The 16,490-nt window shown below is 71.7% G+C and carries 18 protein-coding genes; 16 read left to right on the forward strand and 2 right to left on the reverse strand.

The window, feature by feature from the left end; translation table 11 throughout:
* Window positions 1-1,125 precede the first annotated feature (1,125 nt).
* Together OO70_RS54325 and OO70_RS49525 are read right to left on the reverse strand one after the other, a co-directional pair.
* Window positions 1,126-2,127 carry a hypothetical protein gene (locus OO70_RS54325; protein WP_158711665.1) on the reverse strand — a complete coding sequence of 334 codons (1,002 nt, stop codon included), beginning with the start codon at window positions 2,125-2,127 and terminating at the stop codon, window positions 1,126-1,128.
* A gap of 150 nt (window positions 2,128-2,277) precedes the next feature.
* A complete protein-coding gene (locus OO70_RS49525) occupies window positions 2,278-2,955 on the reverse strand; it encodes a GntR family transcriptional regulator (protein WP_030498533.1) in 678 nt (225 codons plus the stop codon).
* Between the two features lie 115 nt (window positions 2,956-3,070).
* On the opposite strand from OO70_RS49525, the gene OO70_RS49530 reads away from it, so the two are divergent.
* The 16 genes from OO70_RS49530 to OO70_RS49605 all read left to right on the forward strand — a co-directional run bounded on the left by OO70_RS49530 (window position 3,071) and on the right by OO70_RS49605 (window position 16,246).
* On the forward strand, window positions 3,071-3,256 hold the full coding sequence (locus tag OO70_RS49530) for a hypothetical protein (protein ID WP_030498532.1): 186 nt from the start codon (window positions 3,071-3,073) through the stop codon (window positions 3,254-3,256).
* Entirely contained in the window at window positions 3,253-3,789 is a 537-nt protein-coding gene (gene traA, locus OO70_RS49535) for a plasmid transfer protein TraA (RefSeq protein WP_030498531.1), read from the forward strand. The genes OO70_RS49530 and traA overlap by 4 nt, the downstream gene beginning before the upstream one ends.
* Window positions 3,790-3,803: 14 nt before the next feature.
* Window positions 3,804-5,798 (forward strand): plasmid transfer protein TraB, encoded by a 1,995-nt coding sequence (gene traB / locus OO70_RS49540; RefSeq protein ID WP_030498530.1) that lies wholly within the window; start codon window positions 3,804-3,806, stop codon window positions 5,796-5,798.
* A 122-nt stretch (window positions 5,799-5,920) separates the two neighbouring features.
* Window positions 5,921-6,439, forward strand: a complete 519-nt coding sequence (locus tag OO70_RS49545; RefSeq protein WP_030498529.1) for a hypothetical protein — start codon at window positions 5,921-5,923, stop codon at window positions 6,437-6,439.
* Between the two features lie 18 nt (window positions 6,440-6,457).
* Window positions 6,458-7,648 (forward strand): hypothetical protein, encoded by a 1,191-nt coding sequence (locus OO70_RS51655; RefSeq protein WP_157846665.1) that lies wholly within the window; start codon window positions 6,458-6,460, stop codon window positions 7,646-7,648.
* An 88-nt stretch (window positions 7,649-7,736) separates the two neighbouring features.
* Complete coding sequence (locus tag OO70_RS49555; protein WP_030498527.1) at window positions 7,737-7,943, forward strand: hypothetical protein; 207 nt, start codon at window positions 7,737-7,739, stop codon at window positions 7,941-7,943.
* 105 nt (window positions 7,944-8,048) lie between these two features.
* Window positions 8,049-8,561, forward strand: a complete 513-nt coding sequence (gene ssb, locus OO70_RS49560) for a single-stranded DNA-binding protein (protein ID WP_030498526.1) — start codon at window positions 8,049-8,051, stop codon at window positions 8,559-8,561.
* Window positions 8,562-8,969: 408 nt separating this feature from the next.
* Entirely contained in the window at window positions 8,970-9,311 is a 342-nt protein-coding gene (locus OO70_RS49565; RefSeq protein ID WP_030498525.1) for a hypothetical protein, read from the forward strand.
* 3 nt (window positions 9,312-9,314) lie between these two features.
* Window positions 9,315-9,689 carry a hypothetical protein gene (locus OO70_RS49570; protein WP_030498524.1) on the forward strand — a complete coding sequence of 125 codons (375 nt, stop codon included), beginning with the start codon at window positions 9,315-9,317 and terminating at the stop codon, window positions 9,687-9,689.
* 164 nt (window positions 9,690-9,853) lie between these two features.
* Window positions 9,854-10,057 (forward strand): hypothetical protein, encoded by a 204-nt coding sequence (locus OO70_RS49575; RefSeq protein WP_030498523.1) that lies wholly within the window; start codon window positions 9,854-9,856, stop codon window positions 10,055-10,057.
* The gene (locus tag OO70_RS51660; RefSeq protein WP_051742469.1) at window positions 10,054-13,308 is read left to right on the forward strand and encodes a hypothetical protein; all 3,255 of its coding nucleotides are present in this window, start codon (window positions 10,054-10,056) and stop codon (window positions 13,306-13,308) included. Before OO70_RS49575 ends, OO70_RS51660 begins: the two co-directional genes overlap by 4 nt.
* 4 nt (window positions 13,309-13,312) lie before the next feature.
* On the forward strand, window positions 13,313-13,888 hold the full coding sequence (locus tag OO70_RS49585; protein ID WP_030498521.1) for a hypothetical protein: 576 nt from the start codon (window positions 13,313-13,315) through the stop codon (window positions 13,886-13,888).
* Window positions 13,889-13,944: 56 nt separating this feature from the next.
* Window positions 13,945-14,412, forward strand: a complete 468-nt coding sequence (locus OO70_RS49590; protein ID WP_030498520.1) for a hypothetical protein — start codon at window positions 13,945-13,947, stop codon at window positions 14,410-14,412.
* Window positions 14,413-14,418: 6 nt separating this feature from the next.
* Window positions 14,419-14,682, forward strand: a complete 264-nt coding sequence (locus tag OO70_RS49595) for a hypothetical protein (RefSeq protein ID WP_063755196.1) — start codon at window positions 14,419-14,421, stop codon at window positions 14,680-14,682.
* Between the two features lie 317 nt (window positions 14,683-14,999).
* Window positions 15,000-15,869 (forward strand): hypothetical protein, encoded by an 870-nt coding sequence (locus OO70_RS51665; protein WP_051742471.1) that lies wholly within the window; start codon window positions 15,000-15,002, stop codon window positions 15,867-15,869.
* Window positions 15,866-16,246 (forward strand): hypothetical protein, encoded by a 381-nt coding sequence (locus OO70_RS49605; protein ID WP_030498517.1) that lies wholly within the window; start codon window positions 15,866-15,868, stop codon window positions 16,244-16,246. The genes OO70_RS51665 and OO70_RS49605 overlap by 4 nt, the downstream gene beginning before the upstream one ends.
* The last annotated feature ends 244 nt before the right edge of the window (window positions 16,247-16,490 follow it).

Consider the following 16,490-nt stretch of genomic DNA (forward strand, 5'->3'; position numbering starts at 1 on the left):
GGGCGGACGAGCAGGACGGCCAGGACGTGGACGAGCCGGTCCTCGGGAGGGCCCGGGGAAGTGCCGGCCGACCGAGGCGGCCACGGCCAGGACGAGCGGCGGCCCCTGCCCCTGGGAGGGCTCCGGGCCCTACCTACGGAAGGGCCCGGGAAAGTGGGAAGAGTGGGAAGAGTGGGAAGGGCGCATGTCAGGGGCCTAAAACTCCATCCCACTTTGGGAGTCCTTCCCACTTCAAAGTGGGAAGGCGCCCGGGCGGCGGCCCCGAGGCGGCCCTCGGGGCGGGGGTCCGAGGGCGGCGGCCCGACCCCTTCCCGCACCTGCCGGAAGTCGTACGTACGGAGGGGCCTGGGAAAGTGGGAAGAGTGGGAAGAGTGGGAAGGGCGCAGGTCAGGGGCCTAAAACTCCATCCCACTTTGGGAGTCCTTCCCACTTCAAAGTGGGAAGGCGTGTGGGAAGGCGCCCGAGGCGGCCCTCGGGGACCCGCGCCGGACCGAGGGCGCCCGGCCCCCCTGCGGACCCCGGACGAGCCGGACGAGCGACCGGGCCAGAGTGGGAAGGGCGCAGGTCAGGGCGGGTGAGCCTCCATCCCACTTCGGGCCCGTTCCGTGGGAAGGCGCCCGAGGCGGCCCTCGGGGGACCCGCGCCGGACCGAGGGCGCCCGGCTCCCCTGCGGGCCGCGGACGAGCCGGACGAGCGGCCCCCGGCAAAGTGGGAAGGCGCGCGGGGGAAGTGGGAAGGCGGCCCCCGAGGCGGCCCTCGGGAGGGCGGCGGACGAGCCGGTCCTCCCCGGCCGGGAAGGCGCGGTGACGTACGGGCGGCCCGGTACGTCAACCGGATGACGTACAGCGGTCCGTGATGACGTACGCGACGAACGCGGCCGGGACGAGCGGCGGCTCCCGGGCGCGGACCGGCCCCCGCTCCGGGGGGAGGGAGCAGGGGCCGCGGGGGTGCCGGAGACGGTACTCCGGCGGGTGCTGGTCGACCGCGCCAACGCGTTGTTTCCGTGCGGGTACCTTCGCTGTCCGCTGGTTTGCTGGTTGCTGGCGCGGTGTTGTTCTTCAACGTGCGCGCACGCGGTATTTCCGGTGTGCAGTGCTGGTCTGGCGCGGTGCGCGGAATTCGTTTCTACCGGAGCCGGTAGACCGTGGCCGTGATGTACGGCGCGCGGTCCGCCGTGGCGGCCAGGGGCCGGGCGTGCGCGGCGCAGGTGAACGCGTCCGCCTCGGTCACGTCCCGGCGGAAGCGCACGGCGAACGCTGCGATGCCCGGGCACCTCTGGCGGTCGCTCGGCTGGTTCGTGTCCAGTGCCTCACAGCGTCCCGGCGGCTGGTTGTACCAGACGAGCAGGGAGGTCCCCAGGGACCTGACCATCTGGCACACATCGTCACGGCGCCGTTGCTCGCGCTCGGGGAGCGTCTGGGGGTCGACCGGTAGCACGGAGGCGGCTCCGGCCGGGGCGGTGGGGGCGAGTGCCGGCGGATTGGGCACGGCCGGACGAGCAGGGCGGGGAGCAGCTGCTCGACGCGCGGGCGCGGGAGCGGGAGCGGGAGCGGGAGCCGCGGGGGTCCTGGCTCCGAACGCGGCCAGGATGCCCGCCAGTCCGCCCCGGGGCGCCCCGCCGGGAGGGAAGGCTCGGGCGAGTTCGTTCCGGCCCCCGGAGCGCATCCAGTCGGCCAGGGACGAGCGGGGAGGCTCGTCCGGCTCCCACTCGTCTTCCGGGTCGTCGTCCGGCTCCCACACGGGCGCAGGGCGGACCCGAGGGGCCCGGGGCGGGGGTGGCGGCGGCCGGTAGCCCTCGGGGGACGGCCCGGTGTTCGCGTCGGTCCGGTAGGGCACGCGCTGCCCGGTGCCGCACTCGGGACACCGGATCGTCATCCGGTCCCGGGCCAGGGACTGCCACTCATGGCCGCACCGGCATTCGACCCACACGGCGGGTCGGGTGGCGACTTCCACGGCCCGGGAGGCGGCTCCGGACATGTCGGGGGTCACCGGTCCTTCCCACTCCTGATCCATGCGGACGTGGCGGGAGGTACGGCAGTGCGGGCACCGGGTGTTCCCGCCCCGGACCGTCGTCCGGTACGGCTCGGCACAGCTACGACACACGATCTGTACGGGGACGGTTCGCACGTCTCCCCCCTTTCCGCTGGTTCCTGGCGCGGTGTCACATTCGATGATCTCACGGGGTATTCCGGGGTGATCCGGAAATACGAACGGCCCTCGGGTCCGGGTGGACCGAGGGCCGTTCGGGGCCGGGGGAAGGGTGCGGGGCCGGTCGGGTCAGGTGACGGAGAGCGGATAGCCCGGGGCGTACACCGCTTCCCCCACGCCGATCACCTTGTCCCCCGTCGCGTAGACGCTGCGCAGGACCAGGACGGCGAAGTCCCCTTCGAGATTCAGGGCGGCCCGGTCGTCGTCGGTCGTGATCCGGGCGTCAACGGTCCGGGCCACGGCCTGAACGGCGTTGCCGGAGCGCTCCGCATAGACCGCCTGCCATGTCGGGTCGCACGGCTCGGGGAGGTCGATCTCGGGGACGACTTCCGCCACGTCGACGTGCACCCAGGATTGCGACGCCTCCCGGACGAAGTCACCGCGCTGCACGGTGCGGACCCGGTTGACGCACTCGCCCTCCCCGAGGAACGAGGCCACCCAGTCGGGCGCCGGCACCCGCTCGCTTCGCTTGTGGTGGATCGTCTCCCCGGCCTGCGTGATGCCGCGGATGCGCTGGGCTCCGGCGATCAGGTTTCGGCGGGGCGCGACGAACACGCCCTTCCCCTGCTGTGACACGAGGTAGCCCTCGGCTTTGAGCAGGGCGATTGCCCGGTATACGGCGTTGTCGCTCAGGTCGAACTGACTCATGAGCGCGCCGGTCGGGGGGAGTTTGTTGCCCGGTTCGAGCGTCCCCAGGTCGATCCTCGCGCGCAGGTAGGCGGCCATGCGCTCCACGGTCCCGGCCATGATCGGTTCCTCGCTTCCTATCGGATGTGGTTGACGGTACCGGACTGATCCCTTAACTTCCTACAGGAAGGCACTTCCTATGGGGAAGTCCCTACCGAGAGCGCAGGGAGTCGCAATGGAGCACGACGGACCGGCCGACCGGCCCCTGATGACGATGCGGATCAGTCGGGACAGCGGCCGTACGTGGTCGCCCGTTCGGGAGATCTGGCCGGACGACTGCGACGTGCACCCGTGGGACGCGATCATCTGGCCGCCCTGCGCCTGCCCCCGTCACCGCAAGGGATCGGAGATCAACCGGTGAGCACACCGACCGCAGCCGCTACGGGCGGCAAGAACAGCAAGAACGACTCCGCGAAGTTCGGCGCGTCGTTCGCCCCCTCGTTCACGCTCAACCTGTCGCAGAACAAGACCAACAACAGCGGGGGCGGCGGCGGGAGCCGTGGCTCGGTCCCCGCGCAGGGAGGCCGGGGCGGACACTCCGAGGCCCTGCTCCCCCCGCCCGAGTTCACCTCTCCGGCGGACGTGCGGAACTACTGCAACCACCTGCGGGCCGTCATGGTGACGCTCTCGTTCGAGGTGGCCATGGGTGCCGAGATCCTGAAGGGCGTTCTGTCCACGGTCCCGGACCCCGAGGGCCGTATCGGCGGCTCGAAGGCCCGGGCCTGGAAGGTCTCGCGGAAGCTGCGGAAGTCCGCGGACGCCGCCGCCTCCGCCGCGAAGAACGCCGCGGCCACCTATGCCGCCTTCCAGCAGGCGTACGAGGAAGAGATCAACCGCGTCAAGCACCGTGCCCGGCGCCCCCAGGGTCCGCGCATGGACTGGGCTCAGCAGTAAGGGGAGGGGCGGTCATGGGTGAGAAGGACATCGAGCAGCAGCACGAGGAACAGCTCAAGGGCGAGTCGGCACTCGCGGGGGTCGGCAAGTACCTGTTGCACCGGGCAAAGCCGCACCTGCCCCCGTGGCTCGGGGTCGTGGGCGTGGGCGTGGTCGGGGAGGGCGCACACCTGATGTGGGCTGACTCCCCGTGGGGCGCGGCCGGTCTCACGCTCGCCTCGGTCGCGCTGACCGGTGCGACGTGGTGGGCGGGCCGGGGGACGAGCGCTCAGCGCCGGTTGCACTCCGCGATCACGGTTGCGGCGGGGTCGGTGTGGGTGACCGCCGCCGCCCTGTCCGGTCCGATCACTCACCCCGTGATCGACCTGTACGCCATGGGCGGCCCGGTCCTGGCCCTGTCGTGGAACGTCCGCATGGTCATGCGGCGCAACCCTGACGCGGTCGGGGAGTCCTCGGACAAGGGCCTGTTGGAGAAGGTCGGTCTGGCCCGTACGAAGCTGGGCACGGCGAAGGTGGAGCCGAACAAGGTCACCGTGCCGTACGCGCTCCCGGCCGGGGAGGCGACCAACGCGGACATGGCCAAGAGCCTGCCCCGGGTCGCGTCCGCGCTGGACGTGCCGACCACGGCCGTGCGCTACCGGCCCGACCCCGAGTCGGCGCGCAAGGGCGAGTTGGTCATCGTCCCGAACGACATGCTCAAGGAAGTCATCTGGTACCCGGGCCCGTCCGCCCCGGGCGGCTCCATCGCGGAACCGCTCGTCATCGGGGTGTACGACGACGGCCGGGAGCTGCACCTCACCCTCCCGCAGGCAATCCACCTGCTCGTCATGGGCGTGACCGGCTCCGGCAAGACCGAGGCGGCTCTCGACGTCATGGCGGAAGTCCTCACCCGCCGGGACGTGGCCGTGTGGCTGTCGGACCCGAAGCGCGGCCAGGACCTCGGGGAGGCGTTCGGCGCGTGCGACTGGGTCGTCACGACGCAGGACGGGGCGGCGGTGATGATCGCAGCGTTCGAGGCGGTCATCCCGGCCCGGCAACTGTGGCTCGGCTCGCACTCCTACCGGTCGTGGGAGCCCGCCGCCGCGGTCCGCCAGGACGACCCCGCGCACACCTGCCGGGAGGACGGCACGGCGTGCGGGTGCCCCGGTATGCCGTACCTGGTCGGCTGGTTCGAGGAAGCGGCGAACACCCTGCGGGCCGTCGATGACGACGCGTTCACCGGCATCGCGCAGGAAGCCCGTTCGGCCGGCGCCTCCCTGGTGGTCTCGATGCAGCGCGCGAGCGGCTACCAGATCAGCACCGACACCCGGGCCTCCCTCCCGTCCGCACTGTGCATGGGCGTGGACGAGCGGGACGCCGGTTTCGCCCTCCCGTCCGAAGTGCTGGACGCGGGCGCCAACCCCGGGGCGTGGGGCAACAAGCGGCCCGGTTACTGCTACCTCGTACAGGCCGGGGTGGACGAGGAACTGTGGTCGACCCCGAGCCGGACGTTCCGGAACAACCCCGTGACGCTGGAGTGGGTCACCCGAGAGTTCGCCTCGGTCCGGATGCCCGTGGACGACGTGACGGCCACCGCCGCCGCCTCGGTCGCCGGACAGATCTACACCGACCGCGAGCGCCCGAACGCGGGCACCGCCCCCGAGGGCGGCCCGCAGCGTGCCGCCAGGACGGACGACGACATGACCGAAACCGAACCCCTGGTGGACCCCGAGGACGAGGGGATCGACCCCGAGCAGGAACTCCCCGAGGCGATCGACGCGCCCATGTTCGGGGCGGCGGCCGGGGACGAGCCGGACGACCCGAAGGCGGCCATGGAGGAGATCCTCCGGCACTTCGAATCCGAGGGCCGGATGGTCGTCCAGACGAAGGACTTCATGGACTACTGCGACCAGATCGGCCGGTCCCGGCCGTGGGTCGCGGGGGAGCTCGGGCGCCTCGGTCGGGAGGGCCGACTCGTCCCCGCGGGGGGCCACAAGTACCGCATCGTCCCGGCTCTGACGTCAGCCTGACGGCCTGACACCTGACACCAAGTCCCCAGGTAGACGCGGTGTCAGAGCGGCTGACACACCGCCCTGACACCGCCTGACACGGGCCCTGACACCGGGCCCTGACACCCACGAAGGAGTACCCCGTGAGCAGCAACAGCGAGTATCCCGCACCGGGCCGGGAGGTCACGCCGGACGACCTGGCCCGCTTCCTGATCCCCGACACCCCGGCCTCCCTGGTGACCCCGTCCGAGCGGCCCGAGGGGGCCCCGGAGCGGCCCGCGATCCCGTCCACGGCCGACCTGCTCGCCGCATGGGAGCGGCAGCAGCACGCCGCCGCCCTGGTGGCCTCGGGCGCCCTGATCCCCCAGTCCGCCGCCCTGGCAAAACCGGACACGGACCCGGTCGTCCCCCGCTGGGTTTGGCGTGCGTCGGCCGTGACCGCCGCCGTGTCGGCCATGGCCGGAGTCGTCGGATTCGTCGTCTGGGGGCTGTCGCTCGCCCTCGGGGCCGCCGTGTCGGCCGTGTCGGCGGCGGCCCCCTACCTGGGCGGAGCCGTGGTTCTGGCGGTAGCCCTGGCGCTTCTGTGCCGCAAGAGGCCGGGAAGCGACACACTTTCGGTCAAGGTCGTCCAGAGCGTCGTCGTACAGAGCAAGAGGAAGTAGGTCCCCGCCATGCCGCACATGTCCCGTACCAAGGCCGCGACGTTGGGCCTGCTCGCCCCCGCCGCCCTGGCCCTCGGCATGTCCGCTGACACCTCGTTCCGGTTCCTCGGGGACGCACTGAACATCACCAACGACGTGGAGCGCGCTCTCCTGTGCGGGGTGGCCGAGGCGGCCATCGTGGCGCTCACGGTGTACGCGTGGGCCACCCGGACCAAGGGACCCGCGTATCTGGCCTACGCCGCCGTACTCGTGCAGGCCATCCCCGCTTTTCAGGTGTCCGGCGGGGTCGGCGGACCGGTCCGAGTGGTCCTCGGGCCCGTGCTCCTGGCCGTGATGCTCCACCTGCTCCTGGGTCTCGAACTGCGCATGTCCGGGGAGAAGTCGGACGGCCTGATCGGGGCCGCCCTGCGGGAGCTGCGGGAGCGGCTGACCGCCTCCCTGGGAATCGGCCGGCGGGGAGCCGACTCCGCGGCCATCGCCCGGAGCCGTGCCGCGGACCGCGCGGTCGACCTGGCCGACCGGGTGGCCGCCGCATCCGAGGGGAGCCGCAAGCGCTCCCGCCGCGCGGCCAAGCTGGCCGCCGCGATCGACGCGGCGCGTCACGGACTGGACCCGGCCGACGCGGACGCGGCCGAGGCGGCCATCGTGTCGCGCGTCGTCCGCCGGAAGTCTGTCGCGGGTCTGGCGACCATCGCGACGCGTCACGACTGGACCGCGACACTCCCCGCCCCGCGTCACGACACCGACCGCGACACCGCGACAACCCCCGTCACGGTCGACCGCGACACCGACCGCGACACCGCGACACCGCAGGTAGCGACCGCGACGGCCGACCGCGACACCGAGGCGGCCCCCGCCGCTCCGGCCCCCGCCGCCGCCGTGCCCGGAGTTGTCGACCTGATGACCAAGCGACAGACCGCGACGTCGCGGGAGCGGGTCTCTGGCCTGGAGACGAGCGGGTCCGCTGTCGTGGGCGACACCATCACGACAACCCCCGCCCCGGCCCCCTCGGTCCCGACCGCGGGCGACGCGACACCGAGCGTCGCGCAGATGGTCCGGGAGGCCATGACCGCGGGCGTCACCGACCGCGACACGGTTCTAGCTCGGGTCCGGGCCTACCGCCCCGAGACGACGCGACAGACCGTCGCCCGCGCCATGCAGCGACAGAGCAGCAAGCTCCCCGCGACAGACCAGGGTCAGTACCTCTGACCCGACCGCGACACCGCGACAACCCCTGTCGCGGTCGACCGCGACACCGACCGCGACACCGCGACACCCGACCATCCGAGGGGGACCCATGTCCGAGCAGATGACCCGGGACCGAGCCTTAGAGATCGTGCGCGACAGCTACACCACCGGACAGCCACAGAGCACGGCCGTCGAACTGACCGGCTACTCCCGGTCGTGGGTGGCGGCGGAGTACCGGCGGCTCAAGGCCCGGGGGGTCTCCCCCGTGGCCGGGCAACTGGAACTCTTCGACCCCGCCCCTTCGTCCTCCGGCTGATCACGTTCGGGCCCGGCACCCCGCCGGGCCCGGGCGTGGCCGTCCGGCCGGCACTTCCCTTCACCCCCCCGACGACACCGACCCATCGAGCAGGAGGCAGACAGCATGACGACGAACGGCACCCCGATCACCATCGTGGGCAACCTGACCGACGACCCCGAACTCCGCTTCACCCCGAGCGGGGCCGCCGTGGCGAAGTTCTCCGTAGCGGTCAACCGCCGCACCTTCGACAGGCAGACGAACGAGTGGCGGGAGGCCGGGACCGACTACCACCGGGTCACGGTGTGGCGGTCCCTGGCCGAGAACGCGGCCGGCACTCTCACGAAGGGGATGCGCGTCCTGGTCGTGGGCGACCTGCGACAGCGGACGTGGACGGACGAGAAGACGAACGAGAAGCGTTCGGCGTGGGAGGTCGAGGGGTCCGCGGTCGGCCCTGACCTGACGTTCGCCACGGCCACCGTGACGAAGGTGGCCAAGTCCCAGGGATCGGCCCCGGGTGACGACGCGTGGGCCAGTGCCTCCCGCACCCGTCCGGCGGTCCCGGCCGGAGCCCCGGCGGGTGCCGCCGCGAACGGCCAGGCGCAGGACGGAGGGTACACCGAGGAACCCCCTTTCTGAGGGGCGGGTGCGGCAACGACCCCCGGACCGTACTGACCGAGGGTGACCGCGCGGCGGTCCGCGACTTCCGGGCCTGGCTCCGGGACCGAGCAGCAGCTCGGGAGGCCGGACTCCCCGAGCCTCCCCTCCCGGACGGCATGACCCGGATCAACTGACCGCACGGCCCGGCCCTCCCGCATCGAGGGCCGGGCCGTTCCCGCTTCCCGAGGGCGTCCTCGGTCCCGGCCGGGAAGACGAGCGGGTCCTCGGGGGCCGCCGTACGTCACCTAGTTGACGTACCGGCAGCAGCGTTGACGTACAGACGATCCGGGCCGGGATCGACACGCCAGATTCACCCGACTCAGGAGTGGCGTGGGGGACCTGACTCCCCCTAAGATCGATAGCAATTATCGAAAGGAGTTGGGAGACGTGACCGCTACCGCGACGCTCGCCCCCGAGGCTCCCCCGGTCCCTTCGGGCTGGCGAGTGACCCCGCAGGGCACCGTGCCGGTTTCCGACGTGGCCCGTACGACTGGTGACTACCCGGCGGTGAACTACACCGTTCGACGCTGCGGGGTCACGGTCGTTGAGCAGGGAGGCCACGGCCGGACGCGCTACATCCCGGTATCCGAGGCCCTGCTCCTGGTGGCCGCCGCCGCCCTGGCCATGGCCGCCGGAGTCGCCCTGGCGCAGATGTACCGCGCGATGAAGGCGAGCGGGGCCACGGTCGGGACCAACTCCCTGACGATCCCGCTCCCCCTCGGAGCCTGACCCATGACGACGACGACCGCGAAGGGGGTGAGCACCGTGCACAAGGCTGACGGCCTGTTGGAGATGTTCCTCCGGATGACCGAGGAAGAGTTCCTGATCATCTGGCGATTCGGCGGATACGAGGGTCTGCCCCCGCAGGACGTAGACCGGCGCATCGTCGCCATGGTCAAGGGCATGACCCCGGCCGGGCGGCGGTCCGTCGCCCGCGCGTTCGTGCGTGCCTTCGCGGCCCTCCCGGTGCAGGTTCGGGCCGCCCTGGTGGCGTTCCTGCTCTCCCTCGGGATTCGGCCGGCGGGGATAGCTCTCCCGGCTCCGGCCCCTCGTGCCCTGACCCCTCAAAGGGGGTGGCTCCGCCTCACCCCGGCCCGCGCTCCGTGACCACACGACCCCGCTTCGGCGGGGTCACACCGCAGGCACCCGACCCCAGACATGCCGAAAGCCCCGGGACACGACTCCCAGGGCTTGGCATCGATCCCCTAGCGAGGAATCAAGTGCATTCCAAGAGTACCCAGCAAGAACCCGCCCTGACCACAGATCCCCGTGTGACCCCCGTCGGCGGCTCCGGCCGCGTGACCACGGTCACGGACGGGACGACGTCTTACCTGATCTGCCGGACCGTGCGCGGCCGTGGCGGGTGGGGCGTCCACTGTTCGGCGGGTGAACTGATCACCTCCGGATGGCCGACCCTGGCCCGCGCTCGGTCCTACGCGGACCGGCTCCTGACGCGGGCGGGGGCCGACGCATGACCGAGACGACTCCCCAGTCCGCCCCGCGGACCCCGCGCCCGAGAACGGAGCGGCCCCTCCGGGTCGTCACCGGCTCCGATGGCGCCCGGGAAGAGATCACCACTGAGCGGATCGCGGACCGGTACGAGGTGGACGACCACGGCCACTACCGGGTGAGCCGGTCCTACGGCGAGAACGCCGCCGGGGATCGGGTCACGAAGGTGTCCCGGAAAGAGATCCTGTCCGCGCGAGCGGAGATCACCGCCGCGTACGCCGACGACACCGGGGAGCCGTACCCGATCGCGGCGACCGAGACGACCGACCGGTCCCGGCCCGTGGTCACGTACTACGACCTGCGGGTGTCCCGGCCGGACGCGGGCGCGGTCGTGGTCGACACCGTGGCGGCCGACGAATTCGACAAACTGGCATGGCTGGACCGGCAGGAACTTGCCGAGATCCCGCAGGTTCTCGCGGCCACCGGCCAGACCGCCCGGGGGGACATCGTGACGTCGATCAAACTCGGCTCCGACCGCTTCCCGACCATCCCCGCGTACTCCCGGCTCGGGTGGCACTGCCGGGAGGGCCGTTGGCTGTACGTCCACGGCGGCGGGGCCTGGACGAAGGATGGAGCCCTGGACGTGCCGGTCTACGGCAACGGTCTGGGGGTGTTCACCATGGCCGCCCCGCCCGAGGACGAGACGGCCGGACAGCGTGCGTTCGAGGCTCTGTGGCAGTTGTTCGGGATGACCCCGGACAAGTTCGCGGCGGTCGAGATCGGGGCCGTGTTCCGGGCCGCCATGGGCCGCCCCTCGGGGAGCTGCACGTACGTCGCGGTGAACCGGTCCGGCAAGTCCGGCCACATGGCGTTCGTGACGCAGTGCTGGGCTCCCTCGGTCCGCTGGAACACGCTCCCCTTCAACGCGGGTAAGGCGTTCGCGACCCCGGCCTATGTCGAGTACGTCCACCACACGTTCGGCGACATGTTCGTCGGGTGGGACGACATGGCGCCTTCCGGTTCCGCGCGGGAGCGGGCCGACTACTTCGACTTGTTCGCCCGGTCCCTGTTCAATGGCTCGTCCAAGGGCCGCATGGGCATCAAGGACGGGAAGATCGTGGCCCGTGACCGGCTCCGGCCCCGGGCGTTCGGTGGCCTGTCGGCCGAGGACGTGACCGCGGTCGAGTCGGCGCAGAACCGTACGCACCTGTTGCAGCTCTCCCGTGGGGAGTTCGACCCGGCCGCGTTCGCGGCGGCCGACGCGGACGGGGGCCCCGAGGCCCGGTCATCGCTCATGTCTGCGTTCGTCATCTGGTGGGCGGCCCGTATGCCGGCGCACGCCTACGTGGCGGAGTTGGAGCACCGGTTCGCGGCCGACCTGACCGCACAGACGCAGGCACCCGGCCGCTATGTCGAGTCGTCGGCGGACAAGGCCGCGGGTCTGTGGGCCGGTCTGGAGTTCGCGCTCTCCCGTGGGTGGGTCACTCCGGAGCGCTCCCGGGAGCTGTGGGAACGGGGGTGGGCCGGTCTGTGCGAGTCCCTGCGGGCGCAGGTCGACGCGAACTCTGGGCAGTCCATGGCCGACCGCATCCGGGACGCGATCCTTGACGGCCTGGCGGTCGGGGACGTTCACGTCCTGGACGTCCACGGCGGGATGCCCGCGCAGGGTCAGGCCCTCGGGTGGCGCGGGGAGTACGCGCAGGGCGCCGGTATCGGCTGGACGGACGGGACGCGGCTGTACCTGCTCCCGTCCGCCGCCGCCCCGTACGTCATCCAGAAGTCGGCCGACTCCGGCGCCCCCATCGAGATCACGGCCCGTGCCATGGGTGAGGCCCTGGAAGCGGCCGGATACATCACCGGGGAGGACGAGAACCGAGGCGGACGGATCACGCACCGGCACACCGCCTCCCAGTGGATTTCCGTTGCCCGGGCCACGAAGAAGGTGTGGTCCATGCCGGTCCCGATCGAGACGGACGGACGGGGCGGCTCGGGCCCCGAGGACAACCCCGAGGCTCCGCAGGGCCCCGAGGCCCCGCTCGTCTGCCGTGGGTGCGGTGGGGAGATGCGGGAAGACCTGTACGGCGACGGACTGCACGCCGGGTGCAAGGCGCCGGACGAGTGGCCCGAGGGCACCCTCGGAGCCGCCGCCGTGGCCGAGGCCGGGCCCGTGGCCGCCGCCCCCGCTCCCGTGGCTCCCCTGGCCGCCGTGGCGCCCCCTGTGGGCCCCGTGGCCGTGGACGAGCCGGTCCTCCCCGAGCCGGAGCCGGAGCCCGAGACGGCCCCCGCCCCGAGCCGCCAGGCGTCCCGGAAGCCGCGGCCGGAGCCGACCGTGTGCGCGAGCATCGCGGACCGCGTGGCCGCCGCGCTGGAAAAGGCCGGCGGGGACGTGGACAAGGCGACCGCCGCCCTGATCAAGACGGCCATCCCGGACGGGATGGAGTTGCTGGAGTCGACCCGGGTGTCTGCCCGGTACGACTTCACCGCGCACCCGCCGGAGCCCGAGATCCTGCGTAAGCCGTCCAAGAACGGCGCGAACGAGGTGTGGGAGGCCCGTCCGAAGTGGACGAACCCCAGCACCCCGGACGGGACCGAGGTGCAGCTCCTGGACGTGAACGCGGCCTACCTGTCGGCCCTGAACACTCACCTCCCGATCGGCGGATTGCAGCACGCCACGGGCGGAGAGTTCGACCGGCGTCGGTCCGGCCTGTACCTGATCACCCCGCCGGAGTGGACCCGTACTGATCTGCCCAACCCCCTCGGGTCGCGGGAGCTGTCCGGGGACCTGTGGGTGACCCGGCCGACCCTGCAACTCCTGATGGACGCGGCAAGCGAGAAGTTCGGGCGCCTGTGCGACGCGCCGGTCATTCACGAGTCGTGGACGAGCGGGTCCTCGGAGAGCATCCTCCGGGCCTTCCGGATCATCCTCCGGGACGCTCGTGCGGCGGCCATCGAGTCGGGGGACGAGGTGACCCTCGCCTACGTCAAGGCCATGTATTCCAAGTTCATTTCCACGTCCGCGAAGGCGTCGAAATTCAATCACCTCATTGAGCGCACAGACTGGTCACAGATCATCCGGGCGCAGGCTCACGGGAACCTGTGGCGCCGTGCATTCAAGGCGCACACCGCCGGTCTGACCGTTCACCGGATCACCGGCACCGACGAATTGCACGTGGCCGGAGACTGGCGCGCGGTATTCGCTGAGGGCCGGGGACTGACCGAGATGAAGACGAAGGGCGCCTATGTCGTCGGCGCCCCGGTCACGGAAATGGGGGAGTGACGACATGGCCGGGAAAATCACGGGCGCATACGGCGCAAAGGGAAAGCCGGGCGGAGAGGCAATTGCCGAACGGCTCACGGAACTTGCCGGGGGTATCAAGTCGTCGGCGGCCAGTGAACGCGGATTGGAGGCACGCCTCAAGTACCTGACGAACTCCCCCGCCGGATATCAGGCCATGGAACGAGCCGGTATCAGCGTCACCCCGCGCACGCTTATCGCGTGGCTTGCCGGGGACCGTGACCCGAACAAGGCCAACCGGGGCCGCATTGACGCGGCATACGCCGACATGCGGCGGCGGAACGTGGCGAAGTCCCTGAAAAAGCGGCTCGGCAACAACGGGCGCGGGACCCGGGTGGAAGTCCACCCGGTGAATCAGGGAGGGGTCACCCCGTCCCGGCAACGGGCCCTGGACGTGCGCAAGGTGAACATCCGCCCCAACCAGTGGGACCGGCTCGTCGACCAGTGGTCGGCCGGGGACGCGGACGGCATGAACGCTGAGTGGGAGGACATTGCCGAGGACACCCTCGGGTCCGAGTGGGGCGCGTACACGTCCGTCGCAGCGATCGGATTCGGCGCGTAGGACACCGCGGGGCCCCCGAGCTGGGGGCCCCGCCTCAATTCCAAGGAAGGTCAGACATGGATCCGAAGGAACTTGAAGGCGTCTTCCCTCCCGGGGAACTCTGCCTGATCGAGATCACCGGGGACACGGAGATCGAAGCCCGGTCGGAAGCCCTGACGTTCACGGGTGGCGGGGTCATCGTCTCCGGGACGTGGGAGGTCCACGTCGTTGAGAACGGCGTGGTGGACCCGTCTCCGGTCGTCGGGGTCCGGTTCATCCCCTGGCGCAGGGTTGCCGGGATCAGTGCCCAGTGCGAAGTGGGCGGCTACGCGAGCAGGCAGGATCTCGAAGCGGAACTAGAGATCTACGAAGTCCCCAAGGATCAGCGGGGCGAAGTCCTGGCCCGGTACGACGTCGACACAGCGGCGGCCCGCAGCAAGGCGAGCAAGAGCGCGAAGAACTGGCGGAGTGCCGGCCGCGTCCCTCCCGCCCCCACAGGGTCGGTCGACTGGCCTACCTCGCCCCGGTCCGCCCCGGGCGCCTGACCCGTCATGACCGGCCGGTGTCCGCGCTGCGGGGCCCCCGTCCTGGTGACCCCGGGCGGGGAGCTGCTCGAACCCGAGCCGCACCCGCTCGCACTGACCCGGCCCGATGGCTCCCGGCTCACCCTGCGGGAAGCGGCAGAGCAGGCCATGGAGCGGATACCGCCGACCGGCCACCACGTCCACGTGGCAGGCCCCCGGGCGCCCGGCCGGGTCGCCGCACCCGGCTACGGGTGCCACGTGGCCCAACTCGCCCTGTTCGCCGCCGCATGACGCAGGCCGGGAAGACCGGATGACGTACAACCGGCCCCGGTACGTCTGTCACTTGACGTACCGGGGCCCTGTCGCGTCCACCTGTCACACGTCCCCCTGTCGCGCGCTGTGACCTGCGCGGACCCCCCGAACTCCCCCTCCCGCTCCCCATGCGACAGGGGCACGCGACAGCAGCACGCGCCCCCGAATGCGCCAGTTGGCCGGGAGTCGCCCTTGTTCCTTCCGTCGGGTCACCCCTACATTCTTCCGTAGGGTCACCCCTACAGAACGGGGGGCGTGATCCTGCCCAACTCCCTGACCAGGAAGGACACCCCGCCATGGGAACCCGCATCGTTGCCCCCGGCTCGGAAAGCTCATTCCCGCACTACGCGCACCACGTCGGCCGCATCACCCTGACCCACGCCGACACCGCCCCTGACGAGCGGCTCGGGGGCCAGAACGGCGCCACCACGTGGTGGAAGGACGGCACCACGTCCTACGTGCTGCACTTCCGCTCCGGCCACGTCCACGGCTGGACCATGGCGGACGAGACGGACACCGCGATTCAGGCCGTCGACTCCCTGCGGGAGGGCGAGTTCATGAGCGGTGACAGGCTGTGGGCCGCCCTGCGGGACGTGCGGCGGCTCCGCTCCCGGCTGGAGGCTCTGGAGTCCGAACTCATCCTGTACGCCCGTGAGGAGGCGTCCGAGGGCCGTGCGCGCATGTCCCTGCGGGAGATCGGGGAAGTCACCCAGACCCACCACACCACCGTGGCCGAACGGGTCGACCGGATGCGCGCCGGCAGTCACGCCCCGTTCCGCGGCTGGCTCGTCCAGGGCACCGACCGGGAGGCCATGCACGGCGGGACCGAGCCTCAGACCCCGCAGGTGCCGACCCTGCGCGAGCAGATCGCGGAAGCCCCCGGCGGCGCCTTCCTGGCCACCGTCGCCCCCTCGGAGTCCGGCGGGTACGTCATCACGGTGACCCAACACACCCCGGAGCCCGAGGAGTTGGCCCGGATCGAACTCCCGGACTGGGACGACATCCGCCCGGCATCCGCCGGACACCGGCTCATCGAGCAGGGGTTCCAGGTCCTCCCGGCCGCGCACTACGAGCCGGACCGGGCCGCCGGATGGAAGCCCAGCGCGGATGGCCAGACCTACACCGCCCCGGTCTACCGCCTCCCCGACTTCGGGACCGAGAAGTGATCCGGGACGCGGCCACCTGCGACCGCCGCAACTGCCTGGCCGTCCTGCTCGAACCGAACGACTACCCCGGGGAGTTCGAGGACGTCGCCGCGCGGGCCGGATGGACGTCCGGCCCCGAGGGGCACACCTGCCCGGCCTGCCAGGCTGGACGCGGCCCGGTGCTCGAACGGGGCGAGTGCGCCCGGTGCGGCGGTCGGGTCGGGGTCCGGCACGGCAAGGAACGGTGCATGTCCTGCGGGGAGTTGACCCCCGAGAACGACCCCGAGTGGGACGAGCCGCCCGGGGACGACGACGACCAGGACGAGCCGCCCGGCGCCTACTGTGCGTGCTCAGACCCGGACTGCCCGACCCCTGACGGCCGGTACACCCACGGCTGACCGAGGCTCCCCGCGGCCCCCTGCTCCCACCCGGAGCAGGGGGCCGCGGGCATGGGAGCCCCTGCTCGTCCGCCTCGGTCCCGGCGGGTGCATACCCGGGCATACGTCTAATGGTCGGTAATACCGGGACAGTTGACCGCCCCTCCCGCTCGTCCTGGCCGTGGCCGCCTCGGTCGGCCGGCACTTCCCCGGGCCCTCCCGAGGACCGGCTCGTCCACGTCCTGGCCGTCCTGCTCGTCCGCCC

Origin of the sequence: Streptomyces xylophagus, from assembly GCF_000716435.1 — a bacterium.
Classification (GTDB): domain Bacteria; phylum Actinomycetota; class Actinomycetes; order Streptomycetales; family Streptomycetaceae; genus Streptomyces; species Streptomyces xylophagus.